Origin of the sequence: Mesorhizobium sp. CA4, assembly GCF_020165075.1 — a bacterium.
In the GTDB taxonomy this organism is placed as follows: domain Bacteria; phylum Pseudomonadota; class Alphaproteobacteria; order Rhizobiales; family Rhizobiaceae; genus Mesorhizobium.
Map to the genome: position 1 here is coordinate 63,255 of NZ_JAIUHK010000006.1, position 21,959 is coordinate 85,213.

At 64.4% G+C, this 21,959-nt stretch carries 19 protein-coding genes and 1 pseudogene; 13 read left to right on the forward strand and 7 right to left on the reverse strand.

Translation table 11 applies throughout. From position 1 onward, the window contains the following. The first annotated feature begins 17 nt into the window (after positions 1-17). The 8 genes from ftsZ (at position 18) to LB528_RS07060 (ending at position 9,883) form a co-directional block, all read left to right on the forward strand. The gene (gene ftsZ, locus LB528_RS07025) at positions 18-1,676 is read left to right on the forward strand and encodes a cell division protein FtsZ (RefSeq protein ID WP_224714322.1); all 1,659 of its coding nucleotides are present in this window, start codon (positions 18-20) and stop codon (positions 1,674-1,676) included. Positions 1,677-2,031: 355 nt separating this feature from the next. Continuing rightward, positions 2,032-2,979, forward strand: a complete 948-nt coding sequence (lpxC, locus tag LB528_RS07030; protein ID WP_224516452.1) for a UDP-3-O-acyl-N-acetylglucosamine deacetylase — start codon at positions 2,032-2,034, stop codon at positions 2,977-2,979. 201 nt (positions 2,980-3,180) lie between these two features. Further along, positions 3,181-4,050 (forward strand): outer membrane protein assembly factor BamD, encoded by an 870-nt coding sequence (locus LB528_RS07035; RefSeq protein WP_224516453.1) that lies wholly within the window; start codon positions 3,181-3,183, stop codon positions 4,048-4,050. A gap of 8 nt (positions 4,051-4,058) precedes the next feature. Beyond that, positions 4,059-5,732: a DNA repair protein RecN gene (gene recN / locus LB528_RS07040; RefSeq protein WP_224714323.1), complete on the forward strand. Its 1,674-nt coding sequence runs from the start codon at positions 4,059-4,061 to the stop codon at positions 5,730-5,732. 134 nt (positions 5,733-5,866) lie between these two features. Beyond that, positions 5,867-8,074, forward strand: a complete 2,208-nt coding sequence (gene ligA / locus LB528_RS07045; protein WP_224516455.1) for an NAD-dependent DNA ligase LigA — start codon at positions 5,867-5,869, stop codon at positions 8,072-8,074. Further along, positions 8,074-8,766: a DUF2461 domain-containing protein gene (locus LB528_RS07050; protein ID WP_224714324.1), complete on the forward strand. Its 693-nt coding sequence runs from the start codon at positions 8,074-8,076 to the stop codon at positions 8,764-8,766. Before ligA ends, LB528_RS07050 begins: the two co-directional genes overlap by 1 nt. Before the next feature lie 95 nt (positions 8,767-8,861). Continuing rightward, complete coding sequence (locus tag LB528_RS07055) at positions 8,862-9,590, forward strand: AzlC family ABC transporter permease (protein ID WP_224714418.1); 729 nt, start codon at positions 8,862-8,864, stop codon at positions 9,588-9,590. Next, on the forward strand, positions 9,587-9,883 hold the full coding sequence (locus LB528_RS07060) for an AzlD family protein (RefSeq protein WP_224714325.1): 297 nt from the start codon (positions 9,587-9,589) through the stop codon (positions 9,881-9,883). Before LB528_RS07055 ends, LB528_RS07060 begins: the two co-directional genes overlap by 4 nt. Positions 9,884-9,952: 69 nt before the next feature. On the opposite strand, the gene LB528_RS07065 is transcribed toward LB528_RS07060, so the two are convergent. From LB528_RS07065 to LB528_RS07075, 3 genes are all read right to left on the reverse strand, one after another. After that, positions 9,953-11,797: an aminopeptidase P family protein gene (locus tag LB528_RS07065; RefSeq protein ID WP_224714326.1), complete on the reverse strand. Its 1,845-nt coding sequence runs from the start codon at positions 11,795-11,797 to the stop codon at positions 9,953-9,955. A 100-nt stretch (positions 11,798-11,897) separates the two neighbouring features. Next, positions 11,898-12,770, reverse strand: a complete 873-nt coding sequence (locus LB528_RS07070) for a 50S ribosomal protein L11 methyltransferase (protein ID WP_224714327.1) — start codon at positions 12,768-12,770, stop codon at positions 11,898-11,900. A gap of 79 nt (positions 12,771-12,849) precedes the next feature. Further along, positions 12,850-13,434, reverse strand: coding sequence for an SCO family protein (locus LB528_RS07075; RefSeq protein WP_318012279.1), 585 nt, complete (start codon positions 13,432-13,434; stop codon positions 12,850-12,852). 179 nt (positions 13,435-13,613) lie between these two features. Here LB528_RS07075 and LB528_RS07080 point away from each other — a divergent pair, with 179 nt between their 5' ends. From LB528_RS07080 to LB528_RS07090, 3 genes are all read left to right on the forward strand, one after another. Then, on the forward strand, positions 13,614-14,099 hold the full coding sequence (locus LB528_RS07080; RefSeq protein WP_224516461.1) for a CreA family protein: 486 nt from the start codon (positions 13,614-13,616) through the stop codon (positions 14,097-14,099). A gap of 67 nt (positions 14,100-14,166) precedes the next feature. Beyond that, positions 14,167-14,835: a DapH/DapD/GlmU-related protein gene (locus tag LB528_RS07085; protein ID WP_224516462.1), complete on the forward strand. Its 669-nt coding sequence runs from the start codon at positions 14,167-14,169 to the stop codon at positions 14,833-14,835. Positions 14,836-15,133: 298 nt separating this feature from the next. Beyond that, positions 15,134-15,628: a low affinity iron permease family protein gene (locus LB528_RS07090; RefSeq protein WP_224714328.1), complete on the forward strand. Its 495-nt coding sequence runs from the start codon at positions 15,134-15,136 to the stop codon at positions 15,626-15,628. 8 nt (positions 15,629-15,636) lie between these two features. Here the strand turns inward: LB528_RS07090 and LB528_RS07095 are convergent, their stop codons facing one another. Next, positions 15,637-16,503 carry an SDR family NAD(P)-dependent oxidoreductase gene (locus LB528_RS07095; RefSeq protein ID WP_224714329.1) on the reverse strand — a complete coding sequence of 289 codons (867 nt, stop codon included), beginning with the start codon at positions 16,501-16,503 and terminating at the stop codon, positions 15,637-15,639. Between the two features lie 165 nt (positions 16,504-16,668). On the opposite strand from LB528_RS07095, the gene LB528_RS07100 reads away from it, so the two are divergent. After that, the gene (locus LB528_RS07100; protein ID WP_224516465.1) at positions 16,669-16,950 is read left to right on the forward strand and encodes a hypothetical protein; all 282 of its coding nucleotides are present in this window, start codon (positions 16,669-16,671) and stop codon (positions 16,948-16,950) included. 3 nt (positions 16,951-16,953) lie between these two features. On the opposite strand, the gene LB528_RS07105 is transcribed toward LB528_RS07100, so the two are convergent. After that, entirely contained in the window at positions 16,954-17,529 is a 576-nt protein-coding gene (locus tag LB528_RS07105) for a TMEM175 family protein (RefSeq protein WP_224516466.1), read from the reverse strand. A gap of 135 nt (positions 17,530-17,664) precedes the next feature. On the opposite strand from LB528_RS07105, the gene LB528_RS07110 reads away from it, so the two are divergent. Further along, a complete protein-coding gene (locus tag LB528_RS07110) occupies positions 17,665-18,873 on the forward strand; it encodes an MFS transporter (protein ID WP_224714330.1) in 1,209 nt (402 codons plus the stop codon). 17 nt (positions 18,874-18,890) lie between these two features. On the opposite strand, the gene LB528_RS07115 is transcribed toward LB528_RS07110, so the two are convergent. Further along, entirely contained in the window at positions 18,891-20,363 is a 1,473-nt protein-coding gene (locus tag LB528_RS07115; protein WP_224714331.1) for an MATE family efflux transporter, read from the reverse strand. 119 nt (positions 20,364-20,482) lie between these two features. Further along, positions 20,483-21,906: pseudogene (locus LB528_RS07120) on the reverse strand (esterase-like activity of phytase family protein). Positions 21,907-21,959: the final 53 nt, after the last annotated feature.

Genomic DNA, 21,959 nt, shown 5'->3' on the forward strand with positions numbered 1-21,959 from the left:
GGCAAAGGACGGAGACAATGACCATCAATCTGCAGAAGCCGGACATCACCGAGCTCAAGCCCCGCATCACCGTGTTCGGTGTCGGCGGCGGCGGCGGCAATGCCGTGAACAACATGATCACAGCCGGCCTGCGCGGCGTCGAGTTCGTGGTGGCCAACACCGACGCGCAGGCGCTGACGATGTCGAAGGCCGAGCGGCTGATCCAGCTCGGCGCGCATGTCACCGAAGGCCTCGGCGCCGGCTCGCAGCCGGAAGTCGGCCGCGCGGCGGCGGAAGAGTGCATCGACGAGATCATCGATCACCTCTCCAACACCCATATGTGCTTCGTCACCGCCGGCATGGGCGGCGGCACTGGCACGGGCGCTGCTCCGGTCGTTGCCCGCGCGGCGCGCGAGAAGGGCATCCTCACCGTCGGCGTCGTCACCAAGCCGTTCCATTTCGAGGGCCAGCGCCGCATGAAGACGGCCGACATGGGCATCGAGGAACTGCAGAAATGCGTCGACACGCTGATCGTTATCCCCAACCAGAACCTGTTCCGGCTGGCCAATGACAAGACCACCTTCGCCGATGCCTTCGCCATGGCCGACCAGGTGCTCTACTCGGGCGTTGCCTGCATCACCGACCTGATGGTGAAGGAAGGCCTGATCAACCTCGACTTCGCCGACGTCCGCTCGGTCATGCGCGAGATGGGCAAGGCGATGATGGGCACGGGCGAGGCTTCGGGCGAGGGCCGCGCGATGGCCGCCGCTGAAGCCGCCATCGCCAACCCGCTGCTCGACGAAACGTCGATGAAGGGCGCCAAGGGCCTGCTGATCTCGATCACCGGCGGCCGCGACCTGACCCTGTTCGAGGTGGATGAGGCAGCCACCCGCATCCGCGAGGAGGTCGACCAGGACGCCAACATCATCCTGGGCGCTACCTTCGACGAGGAACTGGAAGGCGTGATCCGCGTGTCGGTCGTCGCCACCGGCATCGACAAGTCGGCGGCCGAAATCGCGGCTGCGCCGATCTCGATCCGCGCGCCGCAGAAGCCGGCCGCCCGTCCGGCGGTGGCTCCGGTTGCCGAAATTCGCCCCGCTCCGGTTCAGCCGCAGGCCTATGAGCCGCGCGCGGTCGATCCGGTCGCGGAAGCGATCCAGCTTGCCGAGGCCAACGCCGCCATGGCGCAGCCGCGCCCCGCGCCGGTCGACGACTTCCGGCCGCAGAGCAAGATCTTCCAGGCCCCGCCCGCCCAGCCGCAGCCGCAACCGGTGGTGCCGCAGCAGGTGATGCAGCAGCCCGCGCCGCAGCGCGAGATGCCGCAGCCGTTGGCCGCTGCCCCGCAGCGCATGCCGCGCGTGGAAGATTTTCCGCCGGTGGTAAGGGCCGAGGTCGAAGCCAAGAGCCGGCCCGCGGACCATGAGAACAGCGGTCCGATGGGGCTGATCAAGCGGCTGACCAACGGTCTTACCCGCCGCGAGGAAGAGCCGGCCCGGCTTCAGCCGGCGCAGCCGCGCGAGCCGAAGCTGCGCCAGGCCGCGCCCGAGATGCGCCGTCTCGCCAGCCAGGACCCGCAGCTCTACGCGCCGCGCCGCGGCCAGCTCGACGACCAGGGCCGGCTGACACCGCAGGCCCGCACGGTCCAGGAAGACGACCAGCTGGAAATTCCGGCCTTCCTGCGGCGCCAGGCCAACTGATCGATACGGCGTAACGCCGATCGTTAACGATATATAACGGTTGTTAACAGGCAGGCGAGAAATCGTCTGCCTGTTGCTTTTATAAAACTGTTGAAAAACAGTGGCTTATGAGTCGCTTTTGACACTGTCCCGCAGTTACACAGGGTAAGAAACCGTGATTTGGAGTCTCCAAGGCGGGCCATTATCTTCGCCACGGACTAAAGTCGGTTTGCCGGGATTCGGGGAGTAGCCCTGCCTGCCGATCACACAGAGCCGCACGCTCTTGCTTATTTTGCCGCATCCAATGCGAGCGCCAGGCCATCACCTGGCTGCAAGATACCCAAGGCCGATAGAGCGGACGCAGGCATTTGGGGCTATGGGGTTACTCTTGCACGACTATCAGACGACAGTGAAATCGCGCGCGACGCTGGCTGGCATTGGCGTCCATAGCGGCAAAACCGTCACCGTTCATTTCCTGCCGGCCGATGCTGACACGGGCATCGTCTTCCATCTTTCGAATGGTGGCCAGCCCCGCGAGTTCCGTGCCCTGGTCGCGGAAGTCGGCGCCACCGATCTTTGCACCATGCTCGGCGATCCGGCGGGCGAGCATATCGGCACCGTCGAGCATCTGATGGCGACGGTGTTCGGCCTCGGCATCGACAATCTCATCATCGAGATCGATGGTCCGGAAGTCCCGATACTGGACGGCAGCGCCACGGCTTTCGTCGAAGCCATCGACCAGGCCGGCATCGAGACGCTGGCGGTGAAGCGCCGCTATATCCGCATCGTCAAGCCGGTGCGCGTGGAAGCCGGCGCATCCTGGGCGGAATTCCGCCCCTATGACGGCACGCGATTCGAGGTCGAGATCGATTTCGAAAGCCCGGCGATCGGCCGCCAGCAATTCGCCTCCGACATCAATCCCGACATCTTCCGCCGCGACATCGCGCGGGCCCGCACTTTCGGCTTCATGAAGGATGTCGAACGGCTCTGGGCCGCCGGCTACGCGCTCGGCTCGTCGCTGGAAAACTCGCTGGTCATCGGCGACGACAACCGCGTCATCAATGTCGGCGGGCTGCGCTACCCCAATGAATTCGCCCGCCACAAGACGCTCGATGCGATGGGCGACCTCGCACTGGCCGGCGCGCGCTTCATCGGCTGTTTCCGTTCCTATCGCGGCGGCCACCGGATGAATGCGTCTGCGTTGCGCCGGCTGCTTTCCGACCACACGGCTTTCGAGATCGTCGAGACGAGGCGCCGCGAGCGCGGCCGCGTCGCCGAGATGATCGCCGTCAGCCGGCCGGTCTACGCACCTTGGGTGATCTGATTTTTAACCGTTTTCTGGTTTTATAGGTCGGCTTGTGTTGCATGATTGCATCACGAATAGCTGAAATTGGACAATCTCCGGCGTAGCGTCAGCCGGCCACAAAAATGTGCGATTGGCCGGACATAGCGTTGCCGGGCAAGGGGATAATGGTTTATGGCTTCGGCCCGGACCGAAACGACGCCGAAGGGGCGGAATCCAAACATGTTTTTTTCGCGAGTTGGTCAATCGGTAGCGCCGCGTCGGGGTGTTTTGCTGGCGCTGTCGGTGGTTGCTCCCGCGCTCGTGCTGTCGGCCTGCATGTCCTCCGAGAAGGATGTCAACCTGGCGACCTATGTCGACCAGACCGAACCGGCCGACGTTCTCTACAATCAGGGCCTGGCCAATATGAATGCCGGCCGCCTCGATGAGGCCAGCAAGAAGTTCGACGCCGTCGATCGCCAGCATCCCTATTCGGAATTCGCGCGCAAATCGATGGTGATGGGCGCTTTCGCCGATTATCGCGCCGGCAATTACGACGAGGCGATCGGAACCGCGAAGCGCTATTTGACGCTTTATCCGTCGACCGACGACGCCGCCTACGCGCAATACATCATCGGCTTGAGCTACTACCGGCAGATCAAGGACGTCACCCAGGATCAGAAGGAGGCGCGCCAGACCATTCAGACCATGCAGGATCTGGTGACGCGCTGGCCGAACTCCGAATATGTCCCGGACGCCAAGGACAAGATCCGCTTCGCCAACGACCAGCTTGCCGGCAAGGAGATGCAGATCGGCCGCTACTACCTGGAGCGCCGCGAATACATCGCCGCCGTAAAGCGGTTCCGCGCCGTGGTCGAAAACTATTCCAACACCCGCCATGTCGAGGAGGCGCTCGCGCGCCTGACCGAGTCCTATTATGCGATGGGCCTGACCTCGGAAGCGCAGACGGCCGCGGCGGTGCTTGGTCACAATTATCCGGACAGCCCGTGGTACAAGGACTCCTACAAGCTCCTGCAGAGCAACGGGCTTGAGCCGCGCGAAAATGCCGGATCGTGGATCTCCAAGGCCGGGAAGCTGATCACCGGCGCCTGAAGCTTGCGATGCTGTCCAGACTGTCGATCCGCGATATCGTCCTGATCGAGAAGCTGGACATCGACTTCCTGCCTGGACTTTCGGTGCTGACGGGCGAAACCGGCGCCGGCAAATCCATCCTGCTCGACGCATTGTCGCTGGCGCTCGGCGCGCGCGGCGATGCATCGCTCGTCCGCCACGGCGCCGCGCAAGGCCAGGTCATTGCCGTGTTCGACGTGCCGCGCAACCATCCGGCGCGTGCGCTGCTCGCCGACAATGACATCGAGGACGATGGCGACATCATCCTGCGCCGCGTGCAGACGGCCGACGGCCGCACGCGCGTCTTCGTCAACGACCAGCCCTCCAGCGTCACGCTGATGCGCGATGTCGGCCGCGCGCTGGTCGAGATCCACGGCCAGCATGACGAGCGCGCCCTGGTCGATCCCGGCGCGCATCGCGAGTTGCTCGACAGTTTCGGCGGCCATCTGGGCGCCGTGCGAGGCGCGGGCGAGGCTTGGCGCTACTGGCGAAACTGCGAGCAGGAGCTTTCCCGGCATCGCGCCAGGGTCGAGGCGGCGGCGCGCGAGGCCGATTATCTGCGCGCTTCCGTCACCGAGCTTGCGAAACTCGATCCGCAGCCGGGCGAGGAGACTGAGCTTGCGGAACTGCGCGCGACGATGATGCGCGTGGAAAAGATCGCCGCCGAGATCCATGACGCGCAGGACGTGCTGTCGGGACCGTCCTCGCCGCTGCCACAGCTTGCCAGCCTGCTACGCCGGCTGCAGCGCAAGTCCAGCGAAGCGCCCGGCCTGCTCGACGATGTGGTGAAATCGCTGGACGAGGCGATGATCTCGCTCGATGCGGCGCAATCGGGCGTGGACGCCGCGCTTCGCGCCACCGAATATGATCCGCAGCGGCTGGAGAAGGCGGAGGAGCGATTGTTCGCGCTGCGCGCCGCTTCGCGCAAGCACAATGTCGCGGTCGACGACCTGGCGCAGCTGCGCGACACGATGGTGGCCGATCTTGCCGATCTCGATGCCTGCGAGGAGCGGCTGCATGCGCTGGAAAAGCAGGCCGCCGCCGGACGCGAAGCCTACGATATTTCCGCCGCGCAGCTGTCATCGCTGCGCCACGCCGCAGCGGCGGGGCTGACCAAGGCGGTGATGGCGGAACTGCCGGCGCTCAAGCTCGAACGGGCCGAGTTCATCGTCGAGATGAAAAGCGATGCCGAAAACCGCATGGAAGAGGGCATCGACCAGGTCGAATTCTGGGTGCGGACCAATCCGGGCACCAGGCCGGGCCCGATGATGAAGGTCGCCTCCGGCGGCGAGCTCTCGCGCTTCCTTCTGGCGCTGAAGGTGGCGTTGGCCGATCGCGGCTCGGCGCCGACCCTGGTGTTCGACGAAATCGACACCGGCGTCGGCGGCGCGGTGGCCGACGCCATCGGCCAGCGGCTGGCGCGGCTGTCAAAGCGGGTGCAGGTGCTTTCGGTTACGCATGCGCCGCAGGTTGCGGCGCGCGCCGCAACGCATTTCCTGATCTCCAAATCCGGCGGCAAGGACCGCGTCGCCACCGGCATCGCCGAAATGGACCGCGCCGCGCGCCAGGAGGAAATCGCGCGCATGCTGGCCGGCGCCGTCATCACCGACGAGGCGCGCGCCGCTGCCGAGAGGTTGCTGCGCGAGAACACTGCCGCAGCTTAAGATTTTCGGACGCTGGCAGGCCGAGTCAGCAGATGGCTGCATCCCGCTGTTCAGCAATGATTTCTTCGCAATCCGACTCCCTCGCAGCGAATCCTGATTTATAGTGGCCCGCCATAATTCGAGGACCGCGTTTCATGTCGGAAAAACCAGTCGAATCGTTGAGCGAAGGCGAGGCCGCGGAGGAGCTGAAGCGGCTCGCGGCGGAGATCGCCGAGCACGACCGGCGCTATCACACCGAGGACGCGCCGACGATCTCGGACGCCGAATACGATGCGCTGGCAAGACGCAACCTCGCCATCGAAGAGCGCTTTCCCGATCTCGTGCGCGAGGATTCGCCGTCGCGCCGGGTCGGGGCGCCGCCGGCAGAAGGCTTTGCCAAGGTGCGGCACGCGGTGCCGATGCTCAGCCTCGCCAAGGCCTATACCGACCAGGACGTCGCCGATTTCATCGAACGCGGAAGGCGTTTCTTCGACCGCGACAAGGACCTCGACATCGCCTTCACGGCCGAGCCGAAGATCGACGGGCTGTCAGCCTCGCTGCGCTATGAGAACGGCGTCTTCGTGCAGGGCGCGACGCGCGGCGACGGCACCGTCGGCGAGGACATCACCGCCAATCTGAAAACCATCGCCGATATCCCGAAGAAGTTGCAAGGTTCGGGCTGGCCGGAAATCATCGAGATCCGCGGCGAGGTCTACATGACTTATGCCGAATTCGAAGCGCTGAAACAGCGCTCGGCGGCTGTCGGCGGCCAAGATTATGTCAATCCGCGCAATACGGCGGCCGGATCGCTGCGCCAGAAGGATCCTTCAGTCACCGCCAGCCGGAACCTCAAATTCTTTGCCTACGCCTGGGGCTACACGACAGCGGACCCCGCTCCGACGCAGTATGATTCAGTGCAGAAGTTCAAGGAATGGGGCTTCAAGGTCAGCCCGCTGATGGTGCGGGCGAAGTCGATCGACGAACTCATCGCGCACTACCACCGGATCGAGGAGCAGCGCTCCTCGCTGGGCTACGACATAGACGGCGTCGTCTACAAGGTCGACCAGCTCGAGTTGCAGCGCCGCTGGGGCTTCGTCACCGGCGAGCCGCGCTGGGCAATCGCTCACAAATTCCCGGCCGAACAGGCGATGACCACGGTCGAGAGAATCGACATCCAGGTCGGCCGCACCGGCACGCTGGCGCCGGTGGCGCGGCTGGCGCCGGTCACGGTCGGCGGCGTGGTGGTCGAGAACGTCACGCTGCACAATGAAGACTATATCAAAGGCTTCGACAGCAACGGCCAGCCGATCCGCGACGGCATCGACGTGCGCATCGGCGACACGGTGGTGATCCAGCGGGCAGGGGACGTGATCCCGCAGATCGTCAGCGTCGTCATCGACAAGCGGCCGGCCAATGCCGTGCCTTACGAATTCCCGCATACCTGTCCGGTCTGCGGCTCGCCAGCGACGCGCGAGATCAACGAGAAGACAGGCAAGGAGGATTCCCGCCGCCGCTGCACCGGCGAGATGATCTGCGCCGCCCAGGCGGTCGAAAGGCTGCGCCACTTCGTGTCGCGCGGCGCGCTCGATATCGAGGGCCTCGGCGCGGAGAATATCGACCTGTTCTTCAATTCGGGGCTGGTGAAGACCGCGGCCGATATCTTCACGCTGAAGGATCGCCGCCCGGCGGTCATGAGGGCGCTGGCGGAGCGGCGCGAGGAGCAGGCGAAGCTGCGCGAGGAAGCCTCGGGCAAGACCCGCAAGAACGTGCGCAGCGTCGAGGAGCGCAATTATGAGGGCCTCGACAAATTGTTCGCCGCCATCGACGCGCGCCGCGAGCCGGAGCTCGACCGCTTCATCTTCGCGCTCGGCATCCGACATATCGGCGAGACGACGGCGGCGGTGCTTGCCCGGCAGTTCTCGACCATCGAGGAACTGATCCGTGTCGGCAAGGAGATGGCAAAGGCGGAGAATCCGCACAGCGTGTTCCCATCGATCAACGGCATCGGCGACACGGTGATCAACGCGCTGCGCGATTTCTTCGGCAATGAGCGCAATGACGACGTGCTCGACGCCTTGCTCGCGCAGGTTCATCCGAAACCCTATGTCGTGGAAATCTCAGCCGGCAGCGAAGTCTCCGGCAAGACGGTGGTGTTCACCGGCTCGCTGGAAAAGATGACGCGTTCGGAAGCCAAGGCGATGGCGGAGCGGCTCGGGGCCAAGGTGGCGGGCTCGGTTTCGGCCAAGACCGACCTTGTGGTGGCGGGTCCGGGCGCCGGCTCGAAGCTGAAAGTTGCGAGCGACCTCGGCATCGAGGTGATCGACGAGGACACCTGGCTGCAGCGCATCGGCAGGGGCGGCTGATGGCAGGCGCGTTCAAGGGGTTTGGGCAGAAAGCCATTCCGTTCCTGAAGGCGCTCGACTTCCACCAGAGCCGCGAGTGGTTCCAGGAGAACCGCGACCTCTTCGATAGCGAGCTGCACGGGCCGTTCTGCGATCTGGTCGAGACGCTCAGTGAGCGTTTCGAAGCGGCCAAGCTCGGCTTGCGCGGCGACCGCAAGAGGTCGCTTTTCCGCATCAATCGCGACGTGCGCTTCTCAAAAGACAAGCGGCCCTACAACCGGCATCTCTCGGCGATCCTGTCGCCCGACGGCACCAAGATGGAGCAGGGCGTCTTCTATGTGCATATCGGGCTCGATCGCTGCTTTGCCGGCGTCGCCTGGTGGCAGCCGGCGCCTGAATTGCTGCAAGCGATGCGCAAAGCGATTGTGACCAAGCCGGCCGCGTTCCGCGCCATGGTCGCATCGCTCAAGAAGGCCGGCCTGGAGCTCGATGCGGAAGACCGCCTGAAGCGGGCGCCGCGTGGTTTCGAGGATGTCGACGACGAGGATCTCGCCCAAGCGGTGCGCAACCGGCATTTCGTGGTGCGGCACGACATCGATCCGGCGACGATCCATTCGCCGGCGCTGGTCGACGATCTCGTCGAGTTCACGTTTGGCGCCAAGCCGCTGCTCGACTGGGGCAGGGCGATCCAGGGGACGGTTGTCAAGGCCTAACCCCCGGCGATCAGTTCCGCTGATCGCTGAGTCAAGCGAATTGGTGTGACATTGAAGGCGACGCTCCCTAAATGAAGCCGCTCAAGGAGCGGCGCATGGCGGCGGAAGCAATCTCTGAGGGCAGAACGGGCAGCGATTTCTGGGACGGCGTGCGGCTTTCTATGCCGGTCGTCGTCGCCTCGGCGCCATTCGCTATCCTGTTCGGCGCGATCGCCGTCGACAATGGTTTCTCGGTACTCGAGGCGTTCCTGATGAGCGCGATGATCTATGGCGGCGCGAGCCAAATGGTCGGCATCGAACTGTTCGGCCAGCATGTCGCGCCGTGGCTGATCGTGCTGTCGATCTTTGCGGTGAACTTTCGCCACGTGCTCTATTCGGCCGGCATCGGAAGGCGCATTGCGCATTGGCCGCTGCTGCAGCAGGCCGCCGGCTATTTCATCCTGACCGACCCGCAATTCGCCATCGCTGAGGCGAGGGCCGAGTCCGGCCGTCCCGTCGGCTTCGTCTGGTATCTGGGGCTCGGCCTGCCGGTCTATGTGTTCTGGGTGATCGAAAGCGGGCTAGGAGCTGTGTTCGGCAAGATGATCCCGCACACGCATGCGCTGGGCATCGATTTCCTTTTGCCGATCTATTTCCTCGGCCTTGTGCTCGGCTTCCGCAAGCGGCCGCTTTGGGCGCCGGTCGTCGCCGCCAGCGCCGTCGCCTCGATCATCGCCTATCGAACCGTCGGCTCGCCCTGGCATGTCTCGATCGGCGCGCTTGCCGGCGTTCTCCTGGCGGTGATCCTGCCGCCGCATCACAGCGGCGTGGGCAAGCGGCCATGAGCGCGACCTTCTGGATCATCCTGGCCGGCGCCGTCGCCACCTATCTGACCCGAATCGGCGGCCACCTCGTCATCTCTCGCTTCGAGACGATCCATCCGCGCGTCGAGGCCGGCCTCAACGCCGTGCCGGCCGCGGTGCTGACGACGCTCGTCGCGCCGGAGCTGCTGCATGCCGGACCGGCCGAATGGGCGGCGCTGATCGTGACTGTGCTGGTATCGCTGCGCGGCGGCCTGATGGCGATGTTCTTGGCCGGCGCGGCGGTGCTGATCGTCGCGCGCCAGTTTATGGGTTAGCTTTCCATCTTCAATGGCCGGCGCTGCCCCTCATTGCCCTGCCCGTAAACAGGCAGCAAGACGCTCACCTCAGATTTTTGCGTCGTGCGGCAGCGGCGCTGTAGCCTTTTCCAGCCAAGCCAGCGTTTCGCCGTCGACCATCGGGCCGATCTCGGCCAGCACCCGGGCATGATAGCGGTCGAGCCACTGCAACTCGTCCCGGTGCAGCAGATCGGTGCGGATGAGCCGCTTGTCGATCGGCGCCAGCGTCAGCGTCTCGAAGCCATGCATGGCGATGTCGCCGCCTTGGATCTGCTCCGCCGGCGTGACCAGGATCAGGTTTTCGATGCGGATGCCGTAGGCGCCCTCCTTATAGTAGCCCGGCTCGTTGGACAGCATCATGCCGGCCAGCAGTTTTTCGGTGCCGGTGCGGGCGATGCGCTGCGGCCCTTCATGCACGGCGAGATAGGAGCCGACGCCGTGGCCGGTTCCGTGGGCGAAGTCGCAGCCATGCTTCCACAGCGCCACGCGGGCAACAGCGTCGATCTCCGAACCGCGCGTGCCGGCGGGGAAACGCAACGTCGAGATGGCGATCATGCCCTTCAGCACAAGGGTGAAGCGCTCGCGCATCTCCTCGGTCGGCTGGCCGATCGGCACGGTGCGGGTGATGTCGGTGGTGCCGTCCTGATACTGGCCGCCGGAATCGAGCAGGAACAACTCGCCGCTCTCAAGCTTGCGGCTGGTGGCGCGCGAGACGCGATAGTGCATGATCGCGCCGTTCGGGCCCGCGCCCGAAATGGTGTCGAAGGAAACGTCGCGCAGCGGCATCTGCGATTCCTCGCCGGTCTGGCGGCGCACTTCCTCGAGCTTGGTGACGACGGCGATTTCATCGAGCGTGCCGGGCTTCTGGCGATCGAGCCAGCACAGCAGCTTGGCGACCGCGGCACCATCGCGGCGATGCGCCGCTCGGCTGCCGGCGATCTCGGCCTGGTTCTTGGTCGCGCGCGGAATACGCGCCGGGTCAGCCGCCAGAACGACCTTGCCGCCATTGTCCTCGACCAGCATGCGGAGCTTCTCCGCAGCCAGCACCGGATCCAGCGCGATTTTCGCACCACCCTTGGCGAGTTCAACGATCGCGGCTTCGAATTCACCTGGATCATGCGGATCGGCAAGCTGGGTGAGGTAGGCAGCGACCTGGCGCGGGAATTTGCGCTGGTCCATGAACAGCTGATGCTTGCCGTCGGCGGCGAGGATGGCAAAGCCGAGCGCCAGCGGCGTATGCGGCACGTCGCCGCCACGGATGTTGAAGGCCCAGGCGATCGAGGACGGATCGGTCAGCACGGCGTGGGTGGCGCCATCCTTTTCGATAGCGCCGGCCAGCCGCGCCAGCTTGTCCTTCGCAAGCTCACCGGCAAGGTTTTGCGGATGGATCTCGACGGGCGCACGCGGCGGTTCCGGCTGGTCCGTCCAGATGATGTCGATGGGATTCCTATCAAGCGGCACCAAAGCCGCGCCGCACTGTTCGGCCGATGCCTTCAGCGCCTTGATCTCGCCGATCGTATGCAGCCAGGGGTCGAAGCCGAGCCTTGCGCCCTTGCCGAGGTTGTCCTTGATCCAATTGGGGGGCGGATTGTCGATGAGGTTTTCGACGGTGAAGATCGAAAGATCGACCTCACCTCGCACCTGCAGCGTGTAGCGGCCGTCGACGAAGATGAAGGCGCGGTCGCGCAGGATGATGGCGACGCCGGCCGAACCGGAAAAGCCGCTCAGCCACTTCAGCCGCGCCGAGCGGTCGGCGACATATTCGCCTTGGTGCTCGTCCGCGCGCGGCACCACGAAGCCATCCAGGCCATTCTCAGCCAGCCATTGCCGCAGCAGCGCAACGCGCGGCTTGCCGACGGCCGGATCACCAGCGGAATCAAAGGTCTGGAACATTTTTCTGGCTCCCTCGAATGGCTTGTGGCGACCGTAGCGCATGATCTTGAAAACCGGAATCGATTTCGGCAGGGCCAGATCGGCCGGATGCAATCCGGCCTCAGCGCTTGAGATGGATGGTCGCCCAACCCTCGCGATGCAAGGTGCGCACGTGGCGGAAGGCTTGGCCGACATAGGCCGAGATCACCGCGTCGCGCTGCCGGTCGAGGATGCCGGAAAGCACCAGTGAGCCGCCGAGCCTGATGTGCTTGGCCATTTCGGGCGCGAGCCGCATCAGCGGCCGGGCCAGGATGTTGGCGATGATGAGGTCGAAAGGCGCGCGCCGGGCGAAGATCGGATGATGGAAGCCGGGCGCCGTCACCGTCTCGACCAGCGCCTTGACGTGGTTGAGGCGGGCATTGGCGGCGGCGACGCGGACGGCGACCGGATCGATGTCGGTCGCCAGCACAGGGACATGCGCGAGCTTGGCCAGCGCAATCGCAAGCACGGCGCTGCCGGTGCCGAGGTCGAGCGCGTTGCGCGGCCGTTCGCGCAGCACCACCTGCTCCAGCATTTCGAGGCAGCCGGCAGTGGTGCCGTGATGGCCAGTGCCGAAGGCAAGGCCCGCCTCGATCTCGATGGCGAGGTCGCCGCTGCGGCGCTTGGCGCGGTCATGCGAACCATGGACGAGGAAGCGGCCGGCGCGGACCGGCTTCAACCCTTCCAGCGAGCGCGACACCCAGTCGACGTCGGGAAGGACCTCGCGCTCGATCGCGTTCGGCAGGCCGAGACCGGCGAGGATATCCCGGACCCGCGCCTCGACGGGCTCGACGTCGCCATCGGCATAGAGCGACACTTCGTGGATATCCTTTTCCTCGTCGAGCTCCAACACAGCGATCGGCAGGCCGTCATCCTCGAACGCCGCGTCCAGCGCCGCGAAGATGCGGTCGGCTTCAATCTTGTTGGCGGTAAGATGGAGTCTGGTTTGCCCCATCAGAAGGATGCTTGTTTGAACATGATCTTTTCCGAAAACGGGTTCCCACTTTTTGCGTTCGCTGACCTTCGGTTCGGGATCATGTTTGCCCGCCGGCAGCCAGCCGCTTCAGCTTGGCTATCGCCGTGTCGGCGCTCTCGCCGTAGGCGATGGTGCCGGCGAAATCGCCCTTGGCGTTGAGCAGCAGCACCGAGGCCGTGTGGTCCATCGTGTAGTCGCCGTCGCCGGTGTCGACCTTCTTCCAATAGATACCGAAGGCCTTGGCCATGGCGTGCACCTTGTCCGGATCGCCGGTGATGCCGGTGATGCGGTCGGAGAAGTTGCTGACATAGGTGTTCATCGTCTCCGGCGTGTCGCGCTCCGGATCGACGGTGACGAAATAGGCGTTGAGGTTCTTGCCGGTATCGCCCATCGTCTTCAGCCAGCCGGCCAGCTCGAACAAGGTCGTCGGGCAGACTTCCGGACAATGGGTGAAGCCGAAGAATACGACGCTCGGGTGGCCCCTGAAGGCGGCTTCGGTGATCGGCGCGCCTTTCTGGTCGACCAGCGTGAAGGGCGCGCCGAAGGGCTCGCCGCCATAGTGGCCCCGATACCAGTCGAATGTCAGCCAGCCGATGCCCGCCGCCATCAGAACGAGAATGCCGATCAGGATTGAACGCATCATCAGTGAATGTCCGTTGCCATTGCTTTGGCCCGAAGCCAGTTTGGCGACAGTCTTAACGGGTCGGCGCCGGGCACGCAAAGATGTCGCGTTGCCGCAAGCGGCCATGCAGGCCGATCGGCTTGCAAACGCCACGATCCTGTCCCACTTGACATCGGCAAACGTGAACCGAGGAGGCTTCCTTGCGAAAACTGATCGGCTTGTTCGCCGCCTGTCTTGCCCTGAGCGCCGGCGCGGCCACGGCTGACGAAGTGGGTAAAGTGGGTGTCGACTGGGTCGGCAACGACATCATGGTCGACGCGATCAAGGATCCGAAGGTCGACGGCGTCACCTGCCATGTCGCCTATTTCGACCGCAGCATCATCGACCGGCTGCACAAGGGCAACTGGTTCGAGGATCCTTCCGATTCGTCGATCTCCTGCCGCCAGACCGGGCCGATCACCATCGGCGATATCGACATGGGCGAGGGTGGCGAGGAGGTGTTCAAACAGGGCCTCAGCCTGATCTGGAAAAAGCAGGTGGTGAACCGCATCTACGATAAGAAGAACGAGACGCTGATCTATCTGTCGCATTCGCGCCAGGTGCAGAACGGCTCGGCGAAGATGTCGGTCACGACCGTGCCGCTTTACGGCCAGAACGTGGTGTGGACCAAAGGCAAGCCGCAATAGGCTCCGACAGGCTTGCCGGGGGCAGGTCACGCTTGCGGGCAGTCCCCCGCCGGCGTAAAGCCGCTTCATGGATCGTCCTGAAAACCTCATCCTCAAGGACCCCGAGCCGCGCATCCATCCGACCGCGGAGCTGAAGGCATGCAAGCTGGGCCGCTATGCCTCGATCGGCGAGCGGGTGATCCTGCGCGAGGTGAGCGTCGGCGATTTTTCCTATTTCGAACGCCATTGCGAGGCGATCTACACGACGATCGGCAAATTCTGCTCGATCGCCGCCAACAGCCGCATCAATGCGCTCGAGCATCCGATCGAGCGGCTGACGCAGCACAAGGTCAGCTACCGGCCGAACGAGTATTTCCGCTGGCTGGGCGTCGACACCGAATTTCGTGCGCGCCGGCAGGCAAAATCGGTCAGTGTCGGCCACGATGTCTGGATCGGCCATGGCGCGGTCATCATGCCGGGCGTCGCGATCGGCAACGGCGCCGTCATCGGCGCCAATGCCGTTGTGACGCATGACGTCGCGCCCTATACGATCGTCGCCGGAGTCCCGGCAAAGCCGCTGCGCCGGCGATTCTCCGCCGCAGTCGCGGCGCGCATCGAAGCCCTCGCCTGGTGGGACTGGACGCCCGAGAAACTGGCGAGCGCAATTCCCGACATGCAGGCTATGCCGATCGAAGCCTTTCTCGATCGCTGGGAAGAAACGCTCGCTGACACGGGCAGAACGCCGTCGAGCACTTGACCGGCACTGACTGACCGGTGCCCTCCACGCTCGGAAATAAATGCCCCTTCCGCCATGCGGGGGTGGCGCAGCGGAAGGGGCTGGAGGTAAACCGCCGTGAAGCGGAAGGAACAGGCTTTCGGCCTACACCGGCACTATTGCAAACAAACGGATAAGATGTTTTTTCGCGAAGCTGCGCTTTCTGCGTGTAGTCGATTGTGGCCGCGTGTCGGGACGAAAATTCGATCCCGCGGAACCGGAGCGGGCGGCAGCCTGTTTCTTCGCAAATGCCTGCGCATCCACGGTTCGAGGGACTTGCATGATCGAGAAAGTTTTTACGCGCATAGCCAACCAGGTGGCACATCTGGCGGGCCTGCCGGCCACCTTCGCCATCTGTATGGCGATCGTGGTTGTATGGGCGTTGAGTGGACCGTTCTTCGGATTCTCGGATACCTGGCAATTGGTCATCAACACCGGCACCACCATCATCACCTTTCTGATGGTGTTCCTGATCCAGAACACGCAGAATCGCGACGGCGCGGCGATCCAGGCCAAGCTGGACGAACTGATCAGGGTCAGCCGCGCCCACAATCATTTCATCGGCATCGAACACCTGACGGAATCCGAGGTCGAGGAGATCCGCTCGAAATGCGAGGCGGCGGCAAAACGGCATGACAGCGAGATCGCCGAAAAGGCGGCCAAGAAGGCGGTCGCCGGAAAGAACGGTACCAAGCATGCGCCGAAGACCACCGGCGCGGCCACAAAGAAGACCACGGCCGGGAAGAACGCCTCCAAGAAGAAAGCCGCGGCTTGAGAGGGCCGTCAGCGGTTCATGAAGGCCGCGAAGGCATCCTTGTGATCGGGATGCCAGCGCGACAGGGCAGGGCGGTTTTCGATGATGTCTCCCATCGCCCAGGCCATCCGCTTTTCGTCGATCGGCCGCGTCACTTCGTTGTCCGGGCACAGTATATAGAAGTCGTCGTTCATCAGCGATGTCAGCATGAAGTCGATCACCTGCTCGCCGGTCCAGGCGCCGGCGGGCTTTTCCGTCGCACCTTCGGTCAGACCGGTATAGGTGAAGCCGGGGATCAGCAGATGCGCCGACACTTTCGCGCCAGGCTCGTTGCGCAGCGCATGCGCCAGCCCTTCGGTAAAAGTCTTCACACCGGCCTTGGAGACGTTGTATGCGAGATTGCCGGGCGGCGTCGTGATGCCCTGCTTGGAGCCTGTGTTGATGATGAGACCCGGCTTTCCGGCGGCGAGCATGCGCGGCGCGAAGGCCTCGACGCCGTGCACGACACCCCAGAAATTGATGTCCAGCAGCCGCTTCCAAGCGTCGCGGTTCTCCCAGGGCTTGCCCGGATTGTTGCCGACGCCGGCATTGTTCATCAGCACCGACACCGCACCGAAGGCGCCGTAAGCGAGGTCGGCCAGCCGGTCGACTTCTTCCGCCTTGGAAACATCGGTCGGGATTGGGAGGACGGCGTCCTCGCCGGCGATCGCGGCAACGGCCTGCTTCGCCTGGTCGAGGCGCATGCCGCCGATGTCGGCAAGCACCACCTTCATGCCCATCGCCGCGTACCGTTTCGCGGCGGCAAGGCCGATGCCGCTGGCGCCGCCGGTGATGACGGCGACATTGCCAGCGGCGAAAGCGGGCAGTGCGGTCTGGATTTCGGTGTCGCTGGTCATGGTTTACCATCCTTGTTCGGTCGGGTCGAACTTAACGCCGGGCGCGGCCGAGGCAAGGCTGGTTCGTCAGGCGACCGCGACAGCTGTAATGTGACGGCGATAGCCGCAACGGGTTGACCATGGCGGTGCCTGCCGCGCATGTTGTCCTGAAAAGGAGTTCGGCATTTGAGCGACTGGATCGAAATTCTGAAGGAGCAGACCGCCGACGGCGATCAGATGAGTCGCGAGGTGCCGGAGATGCTTGCCAACCCGGATATCAGCGAGGCGCAGGTGAAAACACTGTTTGCAGCACTGGAGAAGCAGGCGGATTTCGCCGAGAAGCTGCGGCTCGCGCTGGAGAAGTTCGGCCACGACTTCCCAATCATCAAAGCCGCCGAGCGCCTGGAGGAACGCTATGCCGACCTTGCCGCCTCAGTGGCGGAAAAGCTGAAGGCGATGCGGAAGTAAATTCTATTTTTCGATCAGTCTCTCGAAGCGCTTGTCGGGTGCAAACCAGATGGTCGCTACAAGCACGTAAATCGCGACGCTGATCCACTGGTTGATGAAGCTGAGCAGGACTGCGGCGATGTAGAGCGCCAGCGAGATCTTGCCCTTCCTGTCCTGCCCGATAGCTTTGGCAAAGGTCGTGTCGGCGCCGTGCAGATGGCGCAGCTTGAAGACCAGGATGGTGTAGGCGACGGCGCAGAGGGCGAGGTCCGCGCCATACACGGCGACCGGCGCAGGCGCGAAATGGTTCTCTCCCATGAACGCCGTGGTTACCGGCATCAGCGATAGCCAGAACAAGAGATTCAGGTTGGCCCACAGCACGCGTCCATCGACGCGCTGCACGGTGTGGAACATGTTGTGCAGATTGTTCCAGTAGATGCCGACATTGATGAAGGACAGCACATAGCAGAAGAAGACAGGCCACAGCGGCACAAGCGCCGAGAAGTCCTCGCCGTGCGGCACTTTTAGCTCCAGCACCATGATGGTGATGATGATGGCGACGACGCCATCGGTGAATGCCTCGACCCGTCCCTTGCCCATGGTTCCTCCTCGTCGGCTGACGAAGCTACGCGAGGATTTCGCACAAGACCATCCTGTCAGGATTGTCAGGAGGGCGTCCGGTGGCTGGAACAGCGCCATTACATAGGCGTTGGGCTTGCAACCTCGGAGATCGCCATGACCAGCTACGTTCAAACGATGACGCGTGACCATGAGCTTGGCGGGGGCGCCGCGATGACCGCCGTCGCCGCCATGATCGCAGCACTTTTTGCCGGCAGCACCGCGCTGACCCCGCTTTATGTGATCTACAAGCAAGCCTTCGGCTTCTCGCAGGTCACGCTGACGCTGGTCTATGCCGTCTACGTCGTCGGCAATCTGGCGGCGCTGCTGTTTTTCGGCCGGGTCTCGGACGTCGTCGGCCGCCGTCCTGCCGCGCTCGCCGCGATGGGTGTTGCCGTGGTCAGCGCGCTCTTCTTCCTGTTCGCCGAAAACCTCGCCTGGCTCGACATTGCCCGCATTCTGAGCGGCCTCGGCATCGGCGTCGGCGCGGGGGCCGGCACCGCCTGGCTTGCCGAGCTGATCGAAGGCAAGGACAAGTCGCACGCCGCCGTTATCGCCACCAGCACCAACTTCATCGGTCTCGGGGCCGGTGCGCTCATGGCGGGGCTGCTCGCCCAATATGCGCCCTGGCCGCTCAGGCTGACATTTGCGATCTATCTGGTGCTGCTTGCGCTGGTAACCGTGCTGATCTGGCGCACGCAGGAAACGGTTTCCAATCCCGGACGCTTCTCGGATGTCTCGCTGCGGCCAAGGCTTTCGGTGCCCGACAATATCCGCGCACAATTCGTGGCGCCGGCGGTGACCGGCTTCGGCGCGATGGCGCTGGTCGGTTTCTACGCGGCGCTGGCGCCAAGCATACTGGCGCAGCAACTGCATATCGCCAATCACGCCGAGGCCGGTGGCTTGTTCTTCGAACTGTCGATTGTGGCAGCAGTGACCATTGTCGGCACCGCATGGCTGTCCGCCCGCTCCACCATGCTCGCGGCGCTGGCGCTGATGATCCCGGCCGTGGCGCTGGTCGTCGCCGCGCAGGTCTATGCTTCGATGGCGCTGATGATCGCCGCGACGGCGGTCTGCGGCGTCGCGGCGGCGCTCGGCTATCGCGGCGGTCTGCAGGTGGTGAATCAGATCGCGCCGGCCGACCGCCGCGCCGAGGTGGTCTCGGCCTTCTTCATCTGCTGCTTCTGCGGCAACGCGCTGCCGGTGATCGGCATCGGCGTCCTGTCGAGCCTGGCCAACGCCACTGTGGCAAGCATGGCCTTTGCCGGCATGATCATCGTCTTCTCGCTGGTGGCGCTTGGCTTCGGCGCCAAATACGGGCGGTAGCGTATTTTCACCGTTATTCAGCCGTTCGGCGTCTCCGGCAGGAGTTGCGCGCGCTGGCGGGGCACGCCGAGGCCGGTGTCGGGCGGCTCGCCGGCCGCCGGCCGGTCCTCGATCATATGCATCGTGCGCCAGCGGCCGAAACGATAATAAGCGGCGGCGAGCACCAGCGAGGCGATCGAGCCCGCCGGAAAGCTCCACCACAGCGCCTCCTGGCCGATGACGCTGCGCATGGAATAGGCAAAGCCGGTACGAATGATCAACACCGAGATGATCAGGATGATGAGCGGCGGCATGACGGCGCCGGTGGCGCGCACCGTGGCGAAGAGCACGATCGTGATGCCGAACAGGATGAACGACCAGGAGGCCACCCTGTTGATATGGGCGGCAATATCGATCGCGGTGCTGTCGTTGCTGAGGAAAAGGCTGAGCACAGCGCGGTCGAAGACGAAAAGCAGCGCCACCAGCGCGCCGGTCAGCACCAGGTTGAAGCCGACGCCTGAGGCCGCGACCTTGCCGATGCGGTCCCAGCGCCCGGCGCCGACATTCTGGGCGGCCATCGAGGAGACGGCGGCGCCGATCGCGAGAGCCGGCATCTGGATATAGGTCCAGAGCTGCGCGGCGATGCCGTAAGCGGCGGCAACCTGCGATCCATAGGAGTTGACGATGCCCATCACGGTGAGCGCGGCGGCCGAGATGACGATCATCTGCAGGCCCATCGGGATGCCCTTGAAGACGACGATGCGCAGCAGCGCCGGATCGGGCCGAAGCAAGGCGAGGTCGCTGCCCGCCAGCCGCAGCGGGTGTTTGCGCACATAAAGCACGATCAGGATGGCGATGACGCTCACGGTCTGGCCTATCAGCGTCGATGTCGCCGAGCCGGCGATGCCGAGCTCGGGGAAGGGGCCGATGCCGCGGATCAGCAGTGGATTGAGCACGGCGTCGAGCACGACCGCCAGCGCCATGAAGACGAACGGGGTTCGCGAGTCGCCGGCGCCGCGCAGCACGGTCATGACGAAGGATAAAAGGTTCATCATCGGCACAGCAACGAAGATGATGCGCAAATAGGCGCGCGCCAAAGGCAAGGCATCGGCCGGCGTGCCGAGCCCGGTCAGGATGGCGTCGACCCAGATCCAGCCGCAGACGGCGAACACCACCGAGACGAGGAAGAAGAAGGTGGCGCTGGTGCCGACGATGCGCTTCGCCTCGGGCAGGTCGCGGGCGCCGACCGATTGCGCCACCAGGATGGTCGCCGCCATGCCGATGCCGAAGACGGTCCCGAGGATGAGGAACAGCACCAGATTGGCGTTGGAGGTCGCCGTCAGCGCCGCCTCGCCGAGGAAGCGGCCGACCCAGACCGCGTTGATCGAGCCGTTGAGCGACTGCAGCACGTTGGAGCCCAGCACGGGCAGGGCGAACAAAAGCAGCGTGCGCGGAATAGGGCCGCTGGTCAGGTCGTGAGTCCGCCGGCGGGCGAGCTTTTCGTCATCCATGGCAGCACCGAACATGAATCAGGCCCGCGATGCTATCGCAGGCCTGATGCTCATGCATCTCTTCCGCGTGGACCAGATGCCTGAGGCATCCGCCCAGAGCAGAACTAGTTAGGGCAGAACTAGTTCGCGGCGAGGCTGTTCCCAGACAGTCCGGGCAGGGTGACCTGATAGACCAGGAAAGTGGTGTCGACATCGGCGCCGCCCTCGGCCTTGTACGAAGCGCCGACCTGGAGCCCGTCCTGGGTCAGGAAATCGTTGTCGTTGGCGACGAACAGGAAATAGTCGTCGGGCAGCTTCGGATCGAGCACGGAGACCAGCGACATCGCTTCCCACTTCTCCGACAGGTTGTCCTTGTCGTTCGGCGCGCCATTGTGCAGACCGAAGCGGCCTAGCTCGCCCTTGTCGTTGATGTCGATGAACGGCGTCAGCTTGGCAGGCGTCACCGACGCATCGAGCACGCCCTTCGACGCGACTGGCTTGTCGGCGGCGTCGAACGGGCCGTTGGCGATGTCGGTGGCAGCGGAGAGATCGACGATCTCGATTTTGCGGTAGACCGACTCGTCGCCCTTCAGGCCCTGGCCGTTGCCAGAGTCGCGCGCCAGCATCAGGAAGCTCTTGTCGGACAGCGCGACGATCTCGCTCTGCGCGGCCACCTTGGTCTTGCCTTTGGCATCCTTGAAGACCGGCAGCGGCACGACATATTCATGCGCCAGCTTGAGATGGGCGAGATCTGAGGCGTCATAGATCAGCGCGCGGGTGTTCTGGCGGGTCGAACCGGAATCGCCGCCGTCCTGGCGGGGCGCCGACTGCAGCACGGCAATCAAGAACTTGCCGTCCGGCGTCATCGACATGCCTTCGAGGCCCTGGTTGTTCTGGCGGCGGGTCTCGGGATCCTTCGGATCGGGCTCGGCGGCGCCCGGGCCGGGGTTGTCGGAAGCGAAGTTCGGCTTGCCGTGGCGCATCGGCACCAGCGCCGCGGGCGGCTGGGTCGCCGACATCAGACGGCCTTCGGCCGAGAAGCGGTAGATGTTGGGACCATATTCGTCGGAGATGAACATCGTGCCATCGGGCAGACGCACGATCGCCTCGTCGTCCAGCGCCAGCTTGCCGTTTTCGGCCTGCGGCAGGATCGGCATATCGCCGGCGGCCTCGCGCACGCCGTTCAGCGGATCGAGGCCGGTGGCATCGGCGCCCTTGTCGTCGGTCAAGAGCATGGTGTCGGCGAGCGTCGCCTGACGCCGGTCTGTTCCTGTCCGGCGGCGGGCGCCGCCCCGGGCGCGGTCGGGGCCAGCTCGATCGAGATGGTGTTGATACGCGGGCGATAGTCGGCGGTGCCGACGACATTATAGCCGCGATCCGGCAGCAGCCAGAGCGAGCCCTTGTAGCCCGCGCCGTCGCGTACCCAACTTTTGGTGTCGATCGCCATGCCGGACCCCGAACCGAAAGTCTCGCCGAACTTGTCCCTCTGGCTGGCCGGAATGCGGCCGACGCCGACGAGCCCCTTGTTGACATAGGCGACGCCGTCGGCGAGCGCCGGCGTCATGGCGGTGAACAGGGCAAGCGCCGCGCCGAGCACGACGGTTCGGTTGAGGTGTT